11 protein-coding genes are annotated in these 24,494 nt (G+C 36.0%); 10 read left to right on the forward strand and 1 reads right to left on the reverse strand.

Annotated features, from left to right (window positions below; translation table 11 throughout):
* The first annotated feature begins 5 nt into the window (after positions 1-5).
* The 6 genes from B1R93_RS15365 to B1R93_RS15390 all read left to right on the forward strand — a co-directional run bounded on the left by B1R93_RS15365 (position 6) and on the right by B1R93_RS15390 (position 16,384).
* Positions 6-5,750 (forward strand): non-ribosomal peptide synthetase, encoded by a 5,745-nt coding sequence (locus B1R93_RS15365; RefSeq protein WP_165763842.1) that lies wholly within the window; start codon positions 6-8, stop codon positions 5,748-5,750.
* On the forward strand, positions 5,747-7,018 hold the full coding sequence (fabD, locus tag B1R93_RS15370; protein ID WP_088104851.1) for an ACP S-malonyltransferase: 1,272 nt from the start codon (positions 5,747-5,749) through the stop codon (positions 7,016-7,018). Before B1R93_RS15365 ends, fabD begins: the two co-directional genes overlap by 4 nt.
* Before the next feature lie 19 nt (positions 7,019-7,037).
* A complete protein-coding gene (locus B1R93_RS15375; RefSeq protein ID WP_088104852.1) occupies positions 7,038-14,042 on the forward strand; it encodes an HAD-IIIC family phosphatase in 7,005 nt (2,334 codons plus the stop codon).
* A 174-nt stretch (positions 14,043-14,216) separates the two neighbouring features.
* A complete protein-coding gene (locus B1R93_RS15380) occupies positions 14,217-15,158 on the forward strand; it encodes a ketopantoate reductase family protein (protein WP_088104853.1) in 942 nt (313 codons plus the stop codon).
* A gap of 265 nt (positions 15,159-15,423) precedes the next feature.
* Positions 15,424-16,110 carry a 4'-phosphopantetheinyl transferase family protein gene (locus B1R93_RS15385; protein ID WP_165763843.1) on the forward strand — a complete coding sequence of 229 codons (687 nt, stop codon included), beginning with the start codon at positions 15,424-15,426 and terminating at the stop codon, positions 16,108-16,110.
* Between the two features lie 73 nt (positions 16,111-16,183).
* A complete protein-coding gene (locus tag B1R93_RS15390; protein WP_133058667.1) occupies positions 16,184-16,384 on the forward strand; it encodes a hypothetical protein in 201 nt (66 codons plus the stop codon).
* Positions 16,385-16,548: 164 nt separating this feature from the next.
* Here B1R93_RS15390 and B1R93_RS15395 read toward each other — a convergent pair whose 3' ends face one another.
* On the reverse strand, positions 16,549-17,415 hold the full coding sequence (locus B1R93_RS15395; RefSeq protein WP_088104856.1) for an AraC family transcriptional regulator: 867 nt from the start codon (positions 17,413-17,415) through the stop codon (positions 16,549-16,551).
* Positions 17,416-17,525: 110 nt separating this feature from the next.
* Between B1R93_RS15395 and B1R93_RS15400 the strand changes: the two genes are divergently transcribed.
* The 4 genes from B1R93_RS15400 (at position 17,526) to B1R93_RS15415 (ending at position 24,419) form a co-directional block, all read left to right on the forward strand.
* A complete protein-coding gene (locus tag B1R93_RS15400; protein WP_088104857.1) occupies positions 17,526-18,638 on the forward strand; it encodes a glycoside hydrolase family 88 protein in 1,113 nt (370 codons plus the stop codon).
* A gap of 24 nt (positions 18,639-18,662) precedes the next feature.
* On the forward strand, positions 18,663-19,805 hold the full coding sequence (locus tag B1R93_RS15405; RefSeq protein ID WP_088104858.1) for a DUF2264 domain-containing protein: 1,143 nt from the start codon (positions 18,663-18,665) through the stop codon (positions 19,803-19,805).
* A gap of 406 nt (positions 19,806-20,211) precedes the next feature.
* A complete protein-coding gene (locus B1R93_RS15410; RefSeq protein WP_165763844.1) occupies positions 20,212-22,377 on the forward strand; it encodes an AraC family transcriptional regulator in 2,166 nt (721 codons plus the stop codon).
* Positions 22,378-22,796: 419 nt separating this feature from the next.
* Positions 22,797-24,419 (forward strand): extracellular solute-binding protein, encoded by a 1,623-nt coding sequence (locus B1R93_RS15415; RefSeq protein WP_088104860.1) that lies wholly within the window; start codon positions 22,797-22,799, stop codon positions 24,417-24,419.
* The last annotated feature ends 75 nt before the right edge of the window (positions 24,420-24,494 follow it).

Below are 24,494 nucleotides of genomic sequence, written 5' to 3' on the forward strand. Positions count from 1 at the left end.
TGAAAATGCCATACGAGCAATGGTTTCAAACATTAACAGATGCACTAAAATATCACTCCGAAAAGCAAAGTGAAAATGGAATTCGTTTTATTAATGGAGATGATAAAGAAGACTTTTGTTCATATAACGAGCTTTATGAGAAAGCACTTTATATTTTAAATTATTTACAGGAAAAGGGGATAACCCGAGGTAATGAGTTAATACTCCAAATCGAAGAAAGTGAAAAATTCATCCCTATTTTTTGGGCATGCTTACTCGGTGGGATTATCCCCGTTCCTATTTCAGTAGGCCATAATGATGAGCATAAAGAAAAATTGTTTCGAATTTGGCAGACCCTTAATCACCCATTTATCGTTACAAATGAAAAAAATGAGCAAAGCCTTAAAGCTTTTGCAGAAGCAAGACAGTATTCGATTATCGATGAAATCACAGCTCGTACACTTATGATTAAAGAGTGTTTCCAAAGTACGAAACATGGAAAGGAATACCCTTTAAGTCCTAATGATATTGCTTTTGTCCAATTTTCATCGGGCTCTACAGGGGATCCTAAAGGGGTTACCCTAACGCACGCTAACCTTCTAACTAATATTTATCAAATTATTGAAGGTGGTAAGTTCACTAAGGCAGACTCTGTATTAAGTTGGATGCCTTTAACACATGATATGGGAATTATCGGAACACATATGGTACCACTTGTTCTGAATATTCATCAATATCTCATGCCTACTGCCATATTTATTAGACGACCTGCCTTATGGTTGAAGAAAATAAATGAACATCAAGTAACAACAACCTCCTCTCCGAACTTTGGTTACAAATATTTTTTAACAAATTTTAAACACCGACTAGCAAAAGATTGGGAGTTATCACATGTACGCTTATTTTTAAATGGTGCAGAACCGATCTCACCGGAATTGTGTCATCAATTCTTAAAAAGGATGGAGCCGTATGGACTTAAGAGAAACGTAATGCTTCCGGTTTATGGGTTAGCCGAAGCATCATTGGCTGTTACCTTTTCATCAATTGAAGAATCCTTTACAACAATCCAGCTTGATCGGAATTATGTGAGCTTAGGAGAAAGAGTGAGAGAAACGACAACAGATAATGAGGATGCTGTTAGTTTTGTTGAGGTTGGATACCCTCTTAACGGATGTCATGTAAGAATTTGTGATGATAAGAATGCCTTACTAGAGGATTATCGAGTTGGGTATATCCAAATAAAAGGGGAAAATGTCACAAAGGGCTATTATAACAATCAAGAAGTATCTGAGCGGGTCATTCAAGAGGGTTGGCTAAATACAGGTGATTTAGGATTTATGAAAAATGGATGCCTCGTCATTACAGGTCGTGCGAAAGACATCATCTTTGTAAACGGGCAGAATTTTTATCCTCATGATATTGAAAGAGTGTCCGAGGACCTACAGGAAATTGAATTAGGCTATATAGCTGCATGTGGTGTCGCTAATCCACAAACGAAGAATGATGACATTCTATTATTTGTTTTATTTAAGAAAAAAGTAGAAGATTTTGCGCTGATAGCTAAGAAGCTGAAAAACTATATTAGAAAAAAAATGGGACTCGAGATTCATAGCGTTATTCCAATTAGAAAAATGCCAAAAACTACTAGTGGAAAGATTGAACGATATAAATTAGGTGAAATGTATCGGCAAGGAAAGTTCGATAACGTAAGGGAAGAAGTAAATCGTTTCCTAGAGATAACAGTAAAAAATCCTGCTGATCCTAAAAATGAAATAGAAAGTCAATTAGCGGATATTTGCTCTAAGATCCTTGGCGTTAATGATGTTGGTATTCATGATGATTTCTTTGAGCTCGGCGGTGATTCATTAAAAGCTCAGCAATTCATTAACGCAATTGAAAATAGCTTTGCTATAGAAGTGACAATTAGTCAATTATTTATAAATTCTTCAATAAGTAAGGTAAGTCAGCTAATAATAGAACAACAAAATAAGGAAGAGATATTTTTAGAAACAATTGAGCTTAAACATATTGAAGATAAGAGAGCGTTTTATCCTGCCACATCAGCTCAAAAAAGGTTATATGTGATTCAGCAAATGAATCTTCAAGATGTAACATATAACGAATCTGCTGCATTAAAAATTGAAGGCTTATTAGAGCTACAAAAGCTAGAACAATCGATGCAAGTGGTGATTAGGAGGCATGAATCGCTTAGAACAACCTTTGAGATGCATGACGGTGAGCTTGTACAAAAAATTAGTGAAGCAGTTGATTTTAAGCTAGAAAAAGTAGTTATGGACGAATCGGAATTAGCGATGTTCATCAATGAATTTAAACAACCATTTGATTTAAGTCGTGGACCTTTATTTAGAGGCTGTATCGTAACATTATCGAAGGGGGGCTACGTATTACTGCTAGATGCCCATCACATCATCGTAGATGGAACATCCCATCGTATTTTTATGAAGGAGCTTTTTGATCTTTATTCAGGAAATACGCTCCCTCAGGTCGATATTCACTTTAAAGATTATGCTCTATATCAAGAAAGACTCGAGCAATCGCCAAGGTTACAAAAAGAAGAAAATTACTGGATGAACTTATATTCTGGAGAACTGCCGATTTTACAACTACCAACTGACTTTCTAAGACGGAATATTCTGAACTTAGAAGGCGATAGAGTAGTTATAAAGGTAAATGAAGAATGGACAACAAAACTTAAACAAATGGCATTCAATCATTCTTCAACACTTTATATGTCTTTGCTCGCAACCTATAATATTTTGCTCTCAAAATATACAAATCAGCATGACTTAATCGTTGGCTCACCAATTGCCGCGAGATTAGATGCTAAATTAGAGCATGTAATAGGGATGTTTGTGAACACTCTTGCTCTGAGAAATACAATCGATGATAGTAAGTCATTTTCAGAGTTTTTAGCATCTGTTAAGGAGAATGTACTGGGTGCTTTCGAGCATCAGAATTATCCATATGAAAATATGCTAAACAAATTAGAGATTCAAAGAGATTTAAGCAGAAATCCACTATTTGATACAGTTTTTGTTCTACAAAACATGGAAAAGCCTGAACTGAATGTAGAAAATCTGATAATTGAGCAGATGCCAATTCCTAATCGAACATCAAAATTTGATTTGACAGTCGAATCTGTTGAGATAGAGGGAGAGCTGTCCTTTACATTTGAATACAGTACTAAGCTGTTTAAGAAGGAAACGATTGAGAGGCTTTCAAAGCATTTTATCGATATTTTAAAAACAGTCACTCAATTCCCTAATATTCTAGTTTCGGACATCGATATTGTAGGGAAAGAGGAAAGCCAAACGTTACTTCATACCTTTAATGAGTCAGAGACGGATTTTCCTAAAGAACGAACATTACAAGAATTATTTGAAGAACAAGTACAACTGAGACCAGAGCATATCGCTGTTAAGCTTTGTGAAAATCAGGTTACTTATCGTGAATTAAACAAAAGGTCTAACCAGCTTGCAAGGTATTTAAGAATGAAAGGGGTAGAACCTAATCAGATTGTCGGAATGATTGTAGAGCGTTCTGTGGAAATGATTATCGGGATTATAAGTACGTTAAAGGCCGGTGGTGCTTATCTACCGATTGATCCTGAATATCCCGATTCAAGAGTAAAGGATATTTTAACAGATTCAGGCACATCTTGGGTTCTTACAAGTACGAGCTTAGCTAAAAAATTCGAATTGATTTTGAAGGAAACATCGATTCAAATCATCACCCTTGACCAACTTGAACCAATGATAGCGGAGATGGATTCCTCCAATTTGAACATAATAAATAAGTCTTCTGACCTTGCACATGTCATGTATACATCAGGTTCAACTGGAAAGCCAAAAGGGAACTTGATTACTCATTCCAATGTAGGTAGAACAGTTAAAAATACGAATTACTTAGAAGTAACAGCAGAAGATATCATCCTCCAGGTATCTAATTATGCATTTGATGGCTCGACCTTTGACATCCATGGTGCACTATTAAATGGTGCAGAGCTTGTTCTGATTAATAAAACAACTATTTTAGACATGAGAAAATTATCAAACGTTATTAAAGGAGAAAAGGTTACAAAGCTGTTAATTACGACGGCTCTATTCAACACGCTCGTGGATATTAATATAAACTGCTTTGAACATGTGAAAAAGATTCTTTTTGGTGGTGAAAGAGTCTCGATCAAACATGTGCGCAAGGCCTTGGACTTTTTAGGTGAAAATAAATTAATGCATATGTACGGCCCAGCTGAAAGTACGGTATTTGCTACCTACTATGTGGTCAATAACATTGACGAGGATGCCTTAACGATTCCGATCGGAAAGCCTATTTCCAATACACAAATCTATATTTTAAATAAACATAATCATTTGCAGCCAATTGGAGTAGCGGGGGAATTATGTATTTCAGGTGAAGGGGTAGCGAAGGGGTATTTGAACCGTCTAGAATTAACAGCCGAGAAATTTGTACCAAACCCATTTTTCCCAAATCAAGTAATGTATCGTACGGGAGATTTAGCAAGGTGGCTTCCAGATGGAAATATTGAATTCATTGACCGTATTGACAGTCAAGTGAAAATTAGAGGGTTTCGAATTGAAATTGGTGAAATTGAAGCACAAATTCTTAACCATCGACATGTTAAGGAAGCGGTCGTCCTAGTAAAAGAAGCTGAAAGTGGAAACAAATTCCTTTGTGCATATGTCGTTGGTGACGACGGTTTATCGATTACAGAGTTAAAGGCAGAGCTAGCAAAGAGTTTACCAGACTTCATGATTCCTACAGCTTTTGTTGAACTAGAAAAGATGGCGATCACATTAAATGGAAAGGTAGATAAGAAGAGTCTGCCAGAGCCTAGTCATGTTTTATCTAAGAATGACTATGTTGAGGCAACAAATGCAGTTGAAAAGAAACTCGTCGAAATATGGCGGGAGATTCTTGGAATTAGAACAATCGGGATCCATGATAACTTCTTTGATTTAGGTGGAAACTCACTATTACTTGTTAGAATGCATTCTGTCATTGAAAGTGTCTATGAAGGAAAAGTTGAAGTACCCGACCTTTTCACATATACGACAATTGCGGAACTTTCAGTGTTTATTGAAAAGGGACAGGATAAGCAAACCGAGTTTCAATTCCCTTTTGTGAATCTGCCGCATGATTACTTTAATGAACAAAATTCTATCAGCGAGGATACATTATTTACGATTCAGTTTACCGAACACCTTGTTAAGAACGTAATCGAAATGAGTTTGATACTAAAGGTTGAAGTGATTGATATTTTATTAACCATTTATTTCTATTTACTATCGACCCTGTCAGAGGAGCAAGAACTTGCGGTTCAGACTATGCTGACAAATGATAACCATGCATATTCATTGAATGTAAATATGAGTGTGTCGAAGGATATTACTAGTTTGATACACCATGTGAACCAATCAAGGAAAGAACGAAACCAAGCAAATGTGTATTCTATCGATGTAATCAATAAAGCTAAGCTGAATAAAAGGAATAAGGAAATTTTACCATTGTTCTGTACGGAAGATGTCCTACGTGAACAAGAGTATCTATTGGATGTATATGACATGGTCGTTGCGACTGTTGAAAGTAGCTCTAAATTAGGCTTTATTGTCCAGTTTAACGGTAAAAGGATGCAAAAAGATAAGGTGAGAAATCTAGCAAATGGATATATGAAATTAATAGAGTTGTTGGTTAATGATTTTATTGAAAATACAAAAGAGGTGTTACGATGACAAAGGTTGCGCTGTTATTTCCAGGACAAGGGTCTCAATATATTGGAATGGGTAAGAAGCTATGTGAGGATTATCAAGTAGCTGCTCAGACCTTTGATGAGGCAAATGACATATTAGGCTTTGACTTAAAAAAAATCTGCTTTGAAGGAAAGATGGAGGAGCTAACGAAAACCGATATCACGCAACCAGCACTTCTTACAGCAAGTGTAGCTTCATTTAGAGTCTACATGGAGGAGATTGGTGTTACACCACAGTTCTCTGCAGGACACAGTGTTGGGGAATATGCTGCATTAACATGTAGCGGCGCGATAAGCTTTGCAGATTCCTTAAAAATCGTAAGAAAAAGAGGCCTGTTAATGCAAGAGGCCTCGGAAAAAGCATTAGGTAAGATGGTGGCAGTAAGAGGACTTTCAATCGAAGCAGTTGAGAAAGTCTGTAAGATACTATCTACCACAGACATGCCAGTTGTGGTCGCTTGCTATAACTCCTTAAAGCAGAATGTCATAGCAGGTCATAGCAAGGCAGTAGAACAAGCGGTAAACCAACTGGAACAATTAGGAGGAACACTCATACCGTTAAAGGTAAGTGCTGCCTTTCATAGTCCAATGATGCAGACATCTGCAGATGAATTGCGCTATGAGCTAGATAGGGTATTCTATGATTCACCAAAGTGGGAAGTTATCTCAAATGTAAGTGGTTTACCATATACAGATAATCTAAATATGATTGATTCTTTAACAGAACAAATGGTAAAACCCGTTAGATGGAATGAAACGATGATGTACCTTCAACAGCAGGGTGTTGGGAAATATATAGAATTGGGACCGAAAGCGGTATTAAGCAATTTATTGAAGGATAATGATCGAAATGTTAAAACGTATTTAGTTGAAGATAAGCTTGATGTGACTGAGTTGCTGCAAGACTTTGACTTGGAAGGTAGACTTGCAATCATGACTAAATGTTTGGCAACAGCCGTTTGTATTAAGAATCGTAACTGGGACTCTGTCGCTTATCATCAAGGGGTTATTGAACCATATCAAAAGGTAAATCAGCTCTATGAGGCACTTCGCCAAGAACAAGTAAAACCGACTGATGAACAATTATACTTAGCTTTTGACATGCTTTCATCTGTTGTCAGAACGAAGAAAGTACCAATTGAGCAGCAAAAGGAACTATTCAAAAGAATAGTTGAAGAAACAGGGGCTCTTTCTATTTTACATGGTTTAGAAGAATCTGAATGGGTAAGCGAAGAAGAATTAATACTTTAGGATACGGGGGAGTGCCGAAATGTTGAACCTAGATGCAGTTAAATTAAGTGAATTATTTAATCAAGACTCAAATCAAACGATCGAAGAAGTTTCTGGAAGAGATATTGCAATTGTTGGGATGGCTGTTCAATTACCAAGTGCACGAAATGTAGATGAATTTTGGAAAAACTTAAGAGAGGGAAAGGATTGTATAACCGAGTTTCCGAAAAATAGAGAAAAGGATGCAGCTGCCTATTTGAATTTTATTGGCATGGATGAAGATAAAATCCAATTTGGAAAAGGTGCATATCTTTCTGACGTTGACTCGTTCGATTACTCATTTTTTCAGCTTTCTCCGAAGGAAGCTGAACTAATGCACCCTGATCAAAGGTTATTTCTAGAGACGGCGTGGAAAGCAATTGAGGATTCTGGGCACAGTGGAGACAGAATAAAAGGCAGTAAGACAGGGGTATATATTGGACACAGTACAGTACCATTTACGGATACGTTATATGATTATTCCCGATTCATTGCTGAAAACGATGAATCGCTAATCCCGATGGCATTACCAGGAAATTTACATTCAATTATTGCGAGTAGGATTTCATATATATTGGATTTAAAGGGTCCGAGTGTGGCGGTTGATACAGCATGCTCATCATCCTTAGTTGCTGTTCACTTAGCGTGTCAAAGCATTCGTAACGGTGAATGTAATATGGCCATCGCGGGAAGCGTTAAAACGAATCTGTTTCCGTTGAATTCGAGAACAAAGCTAGGTATTGAAGCTTCTGATGAAAGAGCTAAAACTTTTGATGATAGCTCAGATGGAACAGCAAGAGGAGAAGGCGTAGTAGCTATTATCCTGAAACCACTTAGTCATGCTGTAAGGGATCGCGACCAAATTTATGCAGTTTTAAAGGGAAGTGCGATGAACCAAGATGGAAGTTCAATTGGGATTACAGCTCCAAATGCAGTAGCACAAGAAAATGTCATAGCTGCGGCATGGGAAAATGCAGGAATTGACCCTGAAACAATCGCTTATATTGAAGCGCATGGTACAGGAACTGCATTAGGGGACCCGATTGAAATAGATGGAATAACACGTGCTTTCAGCAGGTATACCGATAAAAAGCAATTTTGCGGGATTGGCGCAGTGAAAACAAATATTGGGCATTTGGACAATTGTGCAGGGATTGTAGGCTTAGTTAAAGCAGCTTTAGCATTGAAAAAAAGAGAGATTCCACCAACCTTGCATTTCCATTATCCGAATAGGCTAATTCCATTTGAAAATACTCCTGTCTACGTAAATAATGTTTTAAAACAATGGGAAGATGAAGGTTTTCCACGAAGATGTGGGGTTAGCTCTTTTGGTCTTAGTGGAACAAACTGCCACATGGTTTTAGAAGAAGCTCCAGTTACACAGAGCAAGAAGGAAGTTACTTCTAAAAATAAACATGTTTTAACATTTTCAGCAAAGAGTAAAGCCTCACTAACGAATTTGATTGATGATTATTACCAATTTAGTCTAAATGAACAAGACGAAAATATGGCAAGTCTCTGTTACACGTCTAATACTTGTCGAGGTCATTATAACTATAGAGTGTCCTTACTAATTGAAAATGTCACAGAATTGCAAGAAAAGCTTAAATGTCTAATCGACCATGAATTAAAAGGTGCAAAAGAAAAGAACATATACGTTGGGGAACATAAACAACACTTAGAAGAGAAAGTGAAGAAGAAGTTAACTCAATCTGCAAATGAAAAAATAGTAGAATATCTCGATTCAGCGGAAAAGGATTTTTCACTATTGGAAGAGATTTGTGAACTATATTGTGAAGGTGCGACCATTCATTGGAATGAGTTTTATAGTAAAGAAAGAATATATAAACGCTCTGTTCCTACGTATTCCTTCGAGAAGAGACGCTGCTGGTATGAGATCGATTCTTCAAAGAGAAAGATTAGCATCATTGAAGGAACCGAAGTACAAAAAGAACAACATGTTCAGTTTAATCTACTCAGTAAAGATGGAGAAGAATATACAGAAACAGAGTATAAGGTAGCCGAAATTTGGGCAGAAACACTTGGCTTTGATGAATTGTCAATTCATGATAATTTCTATGAATTGGGTGGGGATTCAATTATTGCGACTCGGATCATCAATTCAATCAATCAAGTATTTAAAGTAAACTTTGAGGTAACTAGTTTACTAAGATATCCTTCCATTAAAGAATTAGCCCATTTAGTAGAGGAAAACAGAGCAGAAGGTAATCAGGAAGGACGGATCAGCTCGATAGTCCCTGTTGAAAAAAAGGATTACTATCCAATTTCAACTGTGCAAAAACAGGTATTTGCACAATCTCAATATAAACATATTGGAATTGCATTAAATATGCCAATTGTGTTGGAATTTAAAGGATTGATTGATATAGAACGGATAAAGTTCGTGTTTGATGAATTAATTCAAAGACACGAGGTTTTCAGAACAAGGTTTTTATTTGCAGATGGCGAAATTGTTCAGCATATTTCTGATGATTCAGACTTCGATATGGGGTTATGTGAAGTAGCTGAACAAAAATTAAATGAGAAGCTGACAGAGCTTGTTCAACCTTTTAATCTTGGCGTAGCTCCTCTTATAAGAGCGACGTTACTGAATGTAGCAAATAAACGACATGTATTATTTTTTGACATGCACCATATTATTTCTGATGGGAAATCCTGTGACGTATTTATTAAAGAATTAATCAGCCTTTATGAAAACGAATCACTTCCAAATCTTGAGGTTCAATACAAGGACTTTGTTGAGTGGCAGGAAGAGTATTTACAGACCGGAAATCTAACAAAACAAGGTGAATATTGGAAAGGTGTTTTAAATAAAGATTCAATTGAACTACAAATTCCAATCGACTTTGAAAGGGAAGCAGAACATAGCTTTAAAGGAAGTACAATCGAGTTTCATATCCCTAGTGAAACAACTGAAAAACTGATGAATTTTGCAAAGAAAATGAATATAACGACGAATACATTGCTATTTGGTACTTATACTCTCCTTCTGAATGAATATAGTAGCCAAAGCGATATTACTGTCGGGACGATTGTTAATGGAAGAAATCATCATCAACTCGAAAGTATGCTAGGTGCTTTTGTCAATCTGTTGCCAATTAGAAACCAAGTAAATCGAGAGCATACGTTGAAGGAATTTTTAACGTCTTGTAATGAAGTATTGCTGGGTGCCTATGAAAATCAAGAGTATCCATATACAAGAATGATAGAAGAGAATGAGATAAAAACAGAACGAGGTAAAAATCCATTATTTAACACAGTCTTTGTGTTACACAATGAATATAGTATGGACCGCTTGCCAGAAGTAACAGGCATCCCATTTACTGTCCGTTCTCTACCAACAAATACGTCAAAACTAGATTTAAAATTAGATGTATTTGGAAGTGTCTCTCATGAACTACTTTGTTTATTAGAATACAATACAAAGTTATATAAAGAAGAAACGATGCAAAGGTTTAGTATCCATTTCACGCAGCTTTTGGAGAAAATGATTTTACATTTTGAACGAAAGCTGGAAGAGATTCAAGTATTAACTGTTGAAGAAAAGGCAGAGATTGCAAAGAAAATTGACAATCAAGAAAATCAAAGTAAAAAATCAATCAATTTAGCTATTAGTGCAACATTTACAGCAGAACCAATTGAGCCATATATCAAATGGTGGGGCGAGCAATTTAACCTGGATGTAAACATATCATTTGCTCCATATAACCAGATTTTTATGGAACTATTGGATTCAACTAGCCTATTATCTACTAATAAAGATATGAATCTACTATTCGTAAGATTTGAGGATTGGATTCGAGCGTCACAATCAACAGATGATGATTATCTATGTGAAGAGCTCTTTAGAAACTTTAATGAATTTGTCTCACTACTTAAGAACAAATCTAAGCATGTTCCTTATTTTGTAGGCGTATTTCCAGTTGCAACTCATTTAGGATTAAGTAAGAAAGTTTCCGACTTTATTCAAACATTGAATCATACGTGGATCAAGGTACTGAATGAAACTGATAACGTCTATACGATTGATTTCAGTACATTAAATAAGTTATATAACATTGAACAAATATTTGATGCTGTTAAAGATACAGAGGGGCATGTGCCATTTAGTGACGAATATTATGCGGCAATGGGAGCCATGGTTATACGAAACCTTCAAGCCTGGAAACATCAACAATTTAAGGTCATCATCCTAGATTGTGATAATACGTTATGGCAAGGTGTTTGTGGAGAGGACGGGGCAGTAGGCGTCCGAATTGAACAACCGTGTTTAGAGCTTCAGAAATTTATGTTAAAGAAATATGAAGAAGGCATGTTACTTGCCATCGTCAGTAAGAACAATGAAGAGGACGTTTGGGAGGTATTTGAAAAGAATTCAGAAATGCTTCTTAAAAAAGAACACTTTGTGAATTGGAGAATTAACTGGTCACCTAAATCACAAAACATAAAGGAAATTGCTGAAGAACTAAACTTAGGATTAAACAGCTTCATCTTTGTTGATGACAGTCTGACGGAGTGTTTGGAAGTTATGACGAACTGTCCAGACGTATTGAGCTTACATCTACCTGAAAATGTGAGCGAGATTCCTGCTTATCTGTCCCATGTTTGGGCTTTTGATAACTTAGTTGTAACAGAAGAGGATAAAAAGCGTACAGAGATGTATGTAGCTGAAAGACAGAGAAAAGCAGTCCAAGAAGAAAAGATGTCAATCATCGACTATTTAGTAGGTCTTGAGTTGAAAATGAGCATGAACAAGGTAGAAATATCACAAATCACAAGGGTTTCTCAATTAACTCAAAGAACAAACCAGTTTAACTTGAGTACAAGACGGAGAACAGTCGAAGAGATTGAACAGTTGCTAAAGCAGACGGAAATGAATTGCTGGGTGATTGAAGTATCAGATCGGTTTGGCGACTATGGTCTTGTTGGTGTAGTTATCACAAAAGAGGTAAATCAAACATTGTTCATTGATACATTCTTGTTAAGCTGTAGAGTATTAAGTCGATGTATCGAGGATTCGATATTAGTAGGTCTAAATAAGCATTGTCAGGAAAGAGGCCTTTCATTTGTTGAAGCAAGCTTCTATCCTACAGCTAAAAACAAACCATTTAGAGAATTTATTAACAGAACAAACTGGGATATGGTTGAAGAGACAGATTCTTATCAATTATTTCGTTTGCCTGTTGCGAGTTTGCCTCAATCCATTGAAGTGATTGATACTTATTTTAACGCAAACTATGAAAAGGCAGCACCTGCTGTTACGAAAGAGAGAACGATTTCTGTAGATGATTATCAATCTGCTGATAAGAGGTCTACTAGTCTAGTATCAGGAACAATGACCGGATCGTGGGAAGTAAATACAACAAATGACGAACAGTTAACACATTTGCATTATTTCGTACCACTTAAACATTACACAGCTGATGTACTTGTAAAATTACCGAAACAAGACATGATCCAAAGAGAAGCAGTCGATTATGAATATGTTGCTCCACGAAATGAAGTGGAGAAAAGGATTGAAGAGATTTGGAAAGAGGTTCTAGGTATAGAGAAAATTAGCATACATGATTCCTTCTTTTCTCTTGGAGCATCATCATTAGATGGGATTCAGGTTATTTCTAGAATGGCGATGAACTTTGATGCACATTTAAATGACATATTCATTCATGACACGATCGCCAAACTAGCAGAAAATGTACCATTTAAACAGGACCATCTATTACAGCAATTTGAAAAAATGGAGCAATTAGCCAATGAAACATTGAATACAGATTTATCACAAGTTCCTGCTGTCACAGAAAAGATGGAGAAGTATGTTCAACAAATTGAAAAATATCGCGATATGGATTTAGACGAATTGATCGAGTATAAACATATTTTACTAGCTGGGGCAACAGGCTATTTAGGAGCACACCTGTTAAAGGATCTGTTAGATAATACCTCTAGTAAGATTCATTTATTGATTAGAGGTGGAACACTATCAGAGGCCGAAAATCGACTGAAGCAGAAAATGGCATTTTATTTTACAGCAAATACGTATGAAGCATATCAGGATCGAATCGTTATTTACAATGGTGACATTTCACAAAGGAATCTCGGGTTATCTCACGAAGTATATAATAAGCTTGCAGATGTAATCGATTGTGTCATGAACTCTGCTGCAAATGTCAGTCATTATGGAAAATATGAGGAGTCCTATGAGATTAATGTAATAGGAACAGAAAGACTGCTAGAATTTGCTTTTACAGGTCAACAAAAGGACGTCCATCATTTGTCGACACCACTTGTGGCACATGGAAAAATTGATGAAGTCGATCATTTCGTCTATACCGAGTATGACCATTTTGTCGGTCAACGAGATGAAAATGTATATGTAAAAAGTAAGCTTGAAGCAGAAAAGCTGATCGAGCAAGCAAGAAAGAATGGACTTAACTGTAATATTTATAGAGTGGGGAATCTGAATTACAACACAAAAACAATGAAATTCCAGGAAAACATAGAGAGCAATGCTTTTTACACAATGGTTAAATCTTTTATAAAACTAAATATGGTACCAGCGCTTGAAGCTAACGGTTTAGATTTTTCATTTGTCGATTATGTAAGTAAAGCGATTATTCTTTTATTTAATCGTAAGAATATCATGAATGAAACCTTCCATGTCTATAACCATAATCGGATTAGTAGTCATACTCTGGGACATTTCATTAAGGAAGCAGGTTATCCTGATATTCAAATTAGTAAACTTGCTGAATTTAACGCCTATGCATTTGCGAATTATCAAAATTCAGAATTAAAGGAACATATCGTGAATATACTTGTTCATGCTGCGATTATGGGGAATTTAAACGATACGAATTTTATTACACGCTCAGATAAAACAAACATCATCCTAGAAAAATTAGGTTATCAATGGATAGAGCTTGAAAAGGACCATATTGAAAAAATGCTAGAATACTCACAGGCAGTCAACTTTATTACAAATTAAAGCAGTGCCTATTCATTAAATTAAGCCTAGAAGTAATTAGCTTCGTAAAATACCTTCTAATTACTTCTAGGGTATCCAATTGAAGCATAATAGGTGTAGAGTGAGTAAATCTAGAGATTCAAAGAATGTAGGTAAAACATAAGCTGGCATAGATGATTCATAAAGGAGAAAAGGATGAAAGTATTAATATTTGGCTCAGGTGTAATTGGTACAATTTATGGATATGTGTTGGAGAAGGCAGGAAATGAAGTTACTCATTATGTTCGTCCTAGTAAAGTTGAAAGTTTGGCAAATGGAATTAAGCTTGACCTAATAGACGGTAGAGATAAATCTGCAAAGATAAATTCGACCTACAACCTTCAAGTGATAGATTCCTTTCCGAACTTAGACCAATATGATTTAGTCATTGTTAGTGTTAGGCACTATCAATTAGAAAGTGTACTGCCTTTGCTTGCTGAAAACATGGGCAAAGCAGATATTTTATTCTTTAACCACACGTGGGATGAGATTGAAAACATTGACAAATATATCCCGCGTCAAAACTATTTATTAGGTTTTCCAGGCGCTGGTGGTGGCTTCGTTAAAAATGATGATATCGTACTTAACGGAGCATTAATGGATAAAGTGTATCTAGGTGAGGTAGATGGAAGCCATTCGCAACGCTTAGAAAAAGTGGTGAACATGTTTAATCAGGCAAAGATTAAAACAGACATCCAGAAGAATATCCTTCATTGGCTATGGGTACATTTTGCTATTAATGCCGGACTCGGTAGCGCCATTCTGAAGTCAGGGAATGCATTAGGATTTATGAGTAGCATTTCGAAAATTCGCGAAGGAGTTCTGTGTGCCCAAGATGCCTTCGAGGTATGCAAATCTAGAGGAGTCGATGTCAAATCTCTTTCAAATGCTAAGCCATTCTCTCTTCCTTCTTGGCTAGTGGCCTTTACTTTCTGGATTTTGTTAAAAGTCGATAAACCACAACGACGTATCTTTGAATATTACGATGGTACGGAAGAAATGAAAAAAATATACAATGACCTAACAAAAACAGCTGAAAAGAATAAAATTCATATGCCTTATTTCTCAAAAATGAAAAAAAGCATCGCACAGGCATAGGAGCTTTAGTCTTAAAATAATCAGGCCCGTTTCACTTGGTGTGTGGAAGGAAATAGAGCGACGATCCTTTAGAAAAGTCTAAGAGTGTTATGATAACATTCTTGGGCTTTTAGTTTGGTCTAAAGCAGATGATTTATGATTTAGACAACGAAGTACAATGAACAGTTATGTTGAAAAGCTTAAATATTCAGTTACTGGACGGAAAAATCAAAAAAACAAGTCTATTGACCATTTCGGATGTCAGTATGGAAATAGGGGGAGTAGCATGAATTGTTTTGCCATTCACTTAAAGCAGCCTTTACCTGATAAAATGAAACATTCATTTTTAGAAATAGTCGACGATGACCTAAGAAAGAAATTAGCTCGTAACAAAAGGAAAAGCGACTTTGAGTTGAGGTTATGCACACATGTCCTGTTACGTATGATGATTAACCGCTTTTATCAGTATGATGTTAACAAATTAACCTTTGGTAAAAACCTTTACGGAAAGCTGTATATCGAACAAGCTGATATCCACTTTAATATCTCACACTCACACGAATGGGGCATATGTGTGATTGATCGTACCCCTGTTGGAGTAGATATAGAAAAGGTTAAGCCAATAAATGTTCAAAGTATGATGAAATGTTTTTCAGAAAGTGAACAAAAAACACTTCTTCAACTCCAAAAGACTGATCAGATCCAAGAATTTTATCGGATATGGGTATTAAAGGAAAGTTATCTTAAAAAGCTAGGTGTAGGCTTGTCTAAAGCACTAAACTCCTTTGCATTTCATACAGAGAATAATAGAGTTATTGTCCAAGATAATCAAGATGTTGATGGAACACATTATTTTTATGAAGAAAATCTAGACAAGCATTATAAGGTAGCAATTTGTGCTGAACATAAGGACTTCCCAGAACATGTTTCGGTTCTTTCTATTCAAGAGTTAAGTGAGTATATAGCTGATTGAGCAAGGGCAAACAAGGGACGGTTCTTTTGCAGGGTCTATCTCTACAAAGCTTTTGTATGATATAGAAAAAGAGTTGAGGAAGACAATTGAGGTTCGAACAGAATCAGTACCTGAGGCATTTGCAGCATTACAAAAGGGAAATACAGAGTTACATGATGAACTTGTTAATGAAAAAATAATTAAACTATCATTAGACTGTGGTAGTGGTTTTGGTACAGTTGTCCATGACAAGGGCCTTAACAAGCTTAAAAGGAATAACAAAACCAATATTTGAATCCCCAACTTCTCTAGTAAACTTATGAATGTCTCTGCTTTCATTGGACTATCATATCTGCACACGAGGGGGCCCCTTGAATCAATGGAGATGGAGCCATTCGCTAGTCGCCAGAGGAGGAAATAAAAGACTACTTAATCACCTTCAACTTATATTTGAATTAATTATATTTCCCTTTGAGAAAGTCTGTACTGGTGCGGTGTTGTTCCAATTACTTTTTTAAAGAGTTGAATAAAGTAAGACACGTTGAATAGACCAATATTTTCAGCAATGATTTCAATTGGAGCATTGGTAGTTTGAAGTAATTGACATGCTTGTTTCATTCTGCGAACAATGAGATACTCTGTCAAACTACTACCAGTCTCACGCTTAAATACTCTTGACACATACGATTTTGATAAATGAAGTTCATCTGATAAGCGCTCTAAATCAAATGGTTCCATGTAATGTTCTTCAATCCATTGCATAATCATTTCAGAATAATGAAAAGGACGTAAATGATAAAATGAATTATCATTATCTACATGGTCTATGTTTTTACGAATACAAGAAAGCATTTGCATGAGAAAAAGCTGACTATCTTCCTGCCAATCATTTCTGATTATTGAATGATTCAAAGCCTTATATATTTCTGAGACATAATGATAATCATTTTCTAAATCAAACGCTTGTTGGTTTAAAATCCCTTTCTGCAAACGGTCAAATAGTGTATTTAAGGTAGGGAATAAATGAAGATTTTTACTATGGCTTAGTGGGTCGAAATGAAGAATGCTCCTTTTATAGGGTGTATGTTGTGAGACTTCAACATGCACCTTATGTAGTTGGAATGGTTGAAAAAAGAAAAGCATTCCTCTTTTAATATCATAGGTTTGTTGATTAACAATGACCCGCCCTTGCCCACTGTGTACGAAAAGCAATTCGCATCCTTGGTGCCAGTGATAGTAACCTTGAAAATCGTTAACAGACACCCTACGATAAACAAGATGAAAAGGCATAAAATCAAAAGGAATATGTTCAAATAAAGTCTTCATACTGCCCCTCCTTGTTAGAACAATAGAACGATACTTTTTGTAATTATACAACAATTTTCAACTATGAAAACGGTTTAATATGAAATTATATTAAAAAGGAGGAATGATCAATGTCTACATTTAAAGAGGATGTTGTATTAAATAAATTAGCAACGAAAGTCGAACGGATGATCGAACAGATTGGCGATAAATCTCCACATGTTGCAGGAAATGATGGGGTATATGATGATATGCCCCATGAGTGGTGGACTTCAAGTTTTTGGCCTGGTATCTTATGGGTGATGTACGATATGAATGGAAATGAAAAATTTAAAGATGCTGCAATGGATTGGGATGAGAAGCTAGAAAAATGTTTCCGTCAACATCCTGTAAAAGTGGACCATGATGTAGGCTTTCAATTTTTACTAACAGCTGTTATAAAAAATGAGATTTTAGATAATGAAGAAAGCCTGAGGATTGGATTAGAGGCAGCTAATTACTTAGCAGGCCGTCTCAACCCAGCAGGTGGATACATTAAGGCCTGGAATCATGACAAAACAGGTTGGGCCATTATTGATTGCATGATGAACATCTCCTTATTATTTTGGGCTAGCCGTGTTACTGGAGATCCTCGATATAAACATATCGCTCAAATCCATGCTGATACGACATTACAATATGGAATCAGGGATGATGGTTCAACTAGTCATATTTTATCTTTCAATCCTGATACAGGAGAGTTTATTGAATCCGTTGGTGGGCAAGGAAATGCAGGTGACTCAGCATGGAGTAGAGGGAATGCTTGGGCACTATACGGATTTGCAAATACGTACAAACATACTGGAGAAGTACGATATTTGAATGCAGCAAAACGAGTGGCTCATCACTTTATTGCAGCTCTTCCAGAAGATTATGTTCCACATTGGGATTTCCGACTTGAACAAAAAGAAAATGAGCCAAGAGATAGTTCAGCCGGTGCTATAGCTGCTTCAGGGTTATTGGAAATCGCCGATGCTGTACCGGCAAATGAGAGCGGTATGTATAGAGTGGCTGCACTAAATATCCTAAACTCTTTGACTGAAAACTATGGTACATGGGAACAACCAGAGCACCAGGGGATTCTTCTGCATGGGACCAGTCACAAGCCTGCTGATGCTAATGTTGATGTATCGCTCATCTATGGTGATTACTACTATGTTGAAGCTATCGCTAAGCTTAATGGTTGGAAGAGAAGAATTTTCTAAACAGTGAAAAAGGATGTGTACAAAATGAAGGCGTCTAGTGAACGGGAATATTGGATCGCTACATTACAAAAAATTGCGGATCCAGTGCTTACTTCCTTAGCAAACAAACAATTAAAACTCCTTATGCCCGTCGAAGCACACCCCCACGTCCGAGATAGAGAAGACTATAGTCATCTGGAGGCGTTTTCAAGATTAGTGTGTGGAATGGCTCCATGGATTGAACATGGTCCAGATGAAGGAGAAGAAGGTCTTTTACGAAAGCGCTATGCTGAGCTTATTAGAAAAGGGATTGATGCAGCAACAGACCCACAATCTCCTGATTACATGAATTATTCATCTGGAATGCAGCCTATCGTCGATACCGCTTTTTTTGCACATGCCATTCTTCGAGCGCCCGTTGAACTTTTTGAAAAACTTGAGCCAGAAGTGAAGTCTAATGTAGTCAAGGCTTTAAAATCTACCCGTGATAGAAAACCCTTTTTTAATAATTGGTTGTTATTTTCAGCAATGACTGAAACAACGTTAATGTTAGTAGGAGAAGATTGGGACCCGATGAGGGTAGATTATGCTTTAAAACAACATGAACAGTGGTATGTAGGTGACGGGGTGTATGGAGATGGTCCGGCGTTTCATGCAGATTATTATAATAGTTTTGTCATACAACCGATGCTGGTCGACATTATCGAGAAAATGTCTAATCAATCAGGTGATTGGAAGGAGATGAAACAACCGATTCTCGAGCGTGCTAAACGTTTTGCCGTGATTCAAGAAAGAAGCATTTCTCCTGAAGGGACGTTTCCGATTGTAGGTCGCTCTATCGCATATCGCTTTGGAGCATTTCAACACTTGGCGCAAATGGCATTACAACATCGCTTAGATAGCTCTCTGATGCCTAATCAAGTTCGTTGTGCATTAACGGCAGTGATTAAACGCTTAATAGAAATGCCAGGTACGTTTGACGATAACGGTTGGCTCCAAATTGGTCTTTGTGGGCATCAGCCTGAATTAGGAGAACCGTATATTTCAACAGGTAGTTTATATCTATGTGCTACAGTATTCCTTCCACTTGGATTATCTGAAGAAGACTCTTTTTGGCAAGGCGAGGAAGAGTGGACAACGAAAAAGGCATGGTCCGGGAAGACGATTTCAATTGATAAAGCTTTGTAGACAAAACAATATTCGTCTGAGTACAATCAAAATTTAATGATAGAGCTACTTTACTAAATATATTGTCTTCCCCTCCCTACTTAATGGGAGGGGAAGAAATAAATTTTTTAAAACAGACAATATAAAGTAAGGCGAAATATCGCTTTTTGACAGTAGCATTCAAACTATAATGAAAACAAAACTCTTGTTTTAAGGCTTTTTATGACTTTTTCCGTTGCAAGGGTTTTTTGTGTATAGTTTAAAAGGGGGTCTTATTATGTATTTTTGGAATCGCTTTAATTCAGTTAAACTCAAAGTGAGAGAAAGGCAAAAGACTATTTTAATTAGACTGCTGACCTCTTATATACTAGTTTTGATTTTACCAATTGTCGTTGGCGTAATTTTATTCATTAAGATTGAATCCATCATGATTGAAAATGCGAACAGATCAAATACTGCTATGTTAGAACAAGTAAAACAAGTTGTTGATAACAGGTTAAAGGAAGTAGAACAGTTTTCCATCCAGGTATCTAAAAATCAAAAGTTAATAAAGCTTCTGAATGATGAGGAAACAGAGAATTACAATTATGTTAGTTTGATTCATGAGCTTGCAAATTATCAAACCGTTAGTACGATTATCAATGATTATTATGTGTATTTTTCAGAGTCTAATACAATACTTTCGCCAACAATGAAAACAACCCCCTCGATGTTATTAAATCATATCAAGCGATACGATAACGTTCCCTATGAAGAAGTCGTTAAGGAAAAACTTTCTGGATTTCATTTCAATCAATATTATCCATCGGAAAAAGTAGTGATGAATTCTGGAGAGAAAAATCTTATTACATTTGTTCAATCATTGCCATATGGAGAAAAGTCAGATGTACAGGGTATGTTTATTGTTCATATCGATGAACAACAAATAAGAGACCTGTTTCATCAAATTGAAGGTTTAAATAGTGGGTTTATGTATATTGTAGATGAACATAAAAATATCATGATGTCTACTAGTACAAATGAAGATAATATAAATCAAATTACCCCATTACTTACTAAACAAGTAGGTTTTTTTGAAAAGAATATCGCAGGAAACAAAATGATTGCTTCTTACACAACTTCTGAAAAAAATGGTTGGACTTACGTTTCAGTCGTTCCAAAAAATATCGTCGTATCACAGGTAAGCAAAGTTAAATTGTCGGCGATGGTTGTAATGATCGTCTCACTTATTATAGGGATATTATTGTCCTATTATTTGGCTAGTAAAAATTATCGTCCAATACGAGAAGTAGTCAATACCGTCATTGGGAAAAGGCGTCCAAAAGGGGAATTTTCAAATGAAATTGAGCTAATCAAGCAAACAATTGTAAATTCTATGAAAAAAGAAAGTCAATTAAATCAAATTGTTTCACAACAGGAACCGGTAATAAAATCCAATTTTATATATAGAGTGTTAAAGGGTCAGGTTGATGTGCAGAATATGTCTGAAAAAGATTTAGAATTTATGGGAGTTGATACACCTTTAAATTATTATGGCATATTACTTATTCAAATTGATGGACATTGTCAGTTTAATAACGAGAATCTAGAAAAGAAATGGGCTTTAACACGATTCATCATCGCTAATCTTAGTAATGAACTTTCAAATGAGAATGGGTTTACGATTGATATTGAACGAGACAAATTAGTCATAGTTCAGAGTTATCCAAGAAATACAAATGAAGAACAAGAAAGACAATTAGTCTTTATAAAAAGATTAAAAGAAATATTGGAAGAAAAATTTGATATTAATATTACAGTGGCTATAAGCCATCTTCATCATGGGTTTAAAAATCTCTCGCAATGTTACGTTGAAGCATCAATGGCCTTAGATTATCGGATGGTGAAAGGGTTAGGCTCAATTATCTTCTATAATGATGTAAAAGATAATAGCGGCTATGATTACTACTATCCAATGGAAACAGAAATGCAACTAATAAATTACGCAAAGTCTGGAGATTCGACAAATGTTGAGAAAACGCTTCATGATATTTTTAACAATAATGTGCAAAAACAAGGAATGACTCCAGCCATAAGTAAGTGTTTATCTTATGATTTACTAAGTACATTAATAAAATTAGTTAGTTTATTGGATGATAAGAAACAATCGTTAGAGCTAAATCGCTTGATTAAAATGATTGCAGACAGTGGTACAGTTGATGAAATACAAGAAAATATAAAATTACAATTTCATATGATATGTATGAAAATGAAGGAAAAACAACTGAGCCAAGGAGAGCGCCTCTATCAAGAAATTAAAAAATATATTGAACATAATTATGCCGACGACAATCTAAGTCTTACGATGATTGCTGAGCACTTTGGGATGAATGCATCTTATTTATCTACATTTTTTAAAAGACAAGGGAATCAAACCATTTCAGACTATCTTGTGAAGGTTCGAATTACTGAGACGAAAAAAATGTTATCAAATCAAATGCTCACTATAGCTGAAATTGCTAAAAAAGTAGGTTATGCCAACAGCGTTGGACTAATCAGAGTATTTAAAAAATACGAAGGTGTAACACCAGGTCAATACCGTGAAATTATGTGAAAGTTAAAAATAAAGTTACGGATTTCATTAACTAGTATTCGGTTTACACGAAGAACATATGCAATTCACTTTGATGAAAAATAGTCGAAATGTTCACTCGAATTATTTGGTAAACAATTGATGTGTTTCATAGTCAAGTTAGAAATGCCTAACCAAATTAACAATCTAAATTGGTTAGGTATTTCTTTTTTGTTAAAAAAGATTGTCATCCTGTTTATTCAAGATTGATAGCCAACATGTAGGTAGAATCTCCCTGAGTAAAGATTAGATAACGTAAACAACGGACGTTTAATGGGCTTTCTAACAATCAGATAATCTATCTAAAGTATAAGCTATATCGTTTGTGATAGCTCTAATCTATAGTGAAATCAAGTCATTCGACTTAATCAACAAACACTTTATAGAAGGAGGGCATTAATATGGCCATCAGAGAAATGAAAACGCTTTTATTATCACTTTTGCTTTTTATTTTCGTTGTAGGATGTTCAAACAATGAAGAAGCGAATCAGTCAGAGGAAGTACCAGAGGCAACAACGAATCCTGAAGACGTTGGTTATCCAGATGAAATAACATACTGGACAGAACTTCATCCAAGTGTTGCTAATAGTTTAGAAGACTTAAACGGTGTTGGTGTTTACCAGGAGCTTGAAAAAGCGACAGGGACGAAGGTGAGTTTTCAACATCCATCTGGTGAAGGGACTCAGATTACGGAACAATTTAACTTACTAATTGCTTCTGGAAATTTGCCTGATGTTATTGAGTACAACTGGCATGCTGTTCAACGAGGTCCTGATAATGCGATTGACTCAGGAACGATTATTAGACTAAATGAGTTAATTGAAGCTCATGCTCCGAATTTATCTAAATATCTCGAAGAGAATCCAGAAGTTAAGAAAAGCATTACGACAGATGGAGGAAATATCTATGCATTTCCTTTTCTACGTAGCGATGAAAAATTAATGGTATTTATGGGTCCGATTATCCGTCAAGATTGGCTTGATAAGCTAAATCTAGAAATGCCAACGACGATAGACGAATGGGAAAATGTGTTGCGAACAATTAAAGATGGGGATCCTAACGGTAATGGAGAGAAAGATGAAATTCCTTTATTGTTACATCCTGATCAATTTAAAAATCTAGGTGCATTTGCAAGTGCATGGGGAATGACACCAATGTTTTATCATGAAAATGGAACTGTTAAGTTTGGCTCAATCCAGCCAGAGTATAAAGAGTTCTTGTCAAGAATGAATAGCTGGTATGAAGATGGTTTACTTGATGCTGACTTTGCAGCAACTGATTTGAAATTGCAAGATGCAAAAGTTACAAACAATCAACTCGGAAGTTTATATGGTTATACAGGTGGAGGAATTGGGAAGTACACTGGTTTAATGGCTGATAAAAATCCGGAATTCAAATTAGCTCCAGCCCCAAATCCAAGTTTAAAAGAAGGTGAAAAGGCGGCAAGAGGGCATAGGGATTTTCCATATTCAGGTTGGCATAGTGTAGCGATAACAGGAAATGCTGAAAATCCAGAGGAAATTGTAAAGTGGCTTGATTATGCCTATTCAGAAGAAGGACATTTCCTATTCAACTTTGGTGTTGAAGGTGTCAGTTATGAAGTAGAAGATGGTTATCCAAAATATACAGATGAAGTTATGGAAAATCCAGATGGGTTACCTGTTTCAGATGCATTAGGTAAGTATGTGCGTTCTTCGTATGGTGGACCATTTATTCAAGATGTTCGGTATCTTGAGCAATATTTAGAGCTACCTGAGCAAAAAGATGCTATTCAAATATGGAGTGATTCGGCTGAAAATGAGATTCTCTTACCACTTATTACGTTGACAGCTGAAGAATCACGTGAATATGCTTCGATTATGAGTGATTTGGAAACGTATTATGATGAAATGGTTGTTAAGTTTATTATGGGTGCAGAACCGTTAGAGAACTTTGATAAATTTGTAGAAACATTAAAGGGTATGGGGATTGAACGTGCAATTGAACTTCAGCAAGCAGCTTTAGAACGTTACGAGCAAAGATAGAGATGGTCATCATGCTAGACGTGTTAAAAGTATTCCCGACACGTCTAGCATTTTAAAAAAAGTACCAGAAGAAAG

The sequence above is a fragment of the Halalkalibacter urbisdiaboli genome (assembly GCF_002156385.1).
GTDB lineage: Bacteria > Bacillota > Bacilli > Bacillales > Bacillaceae_D > Halalkalibacter_A > Halalkalibacter_A urbisdiaboli.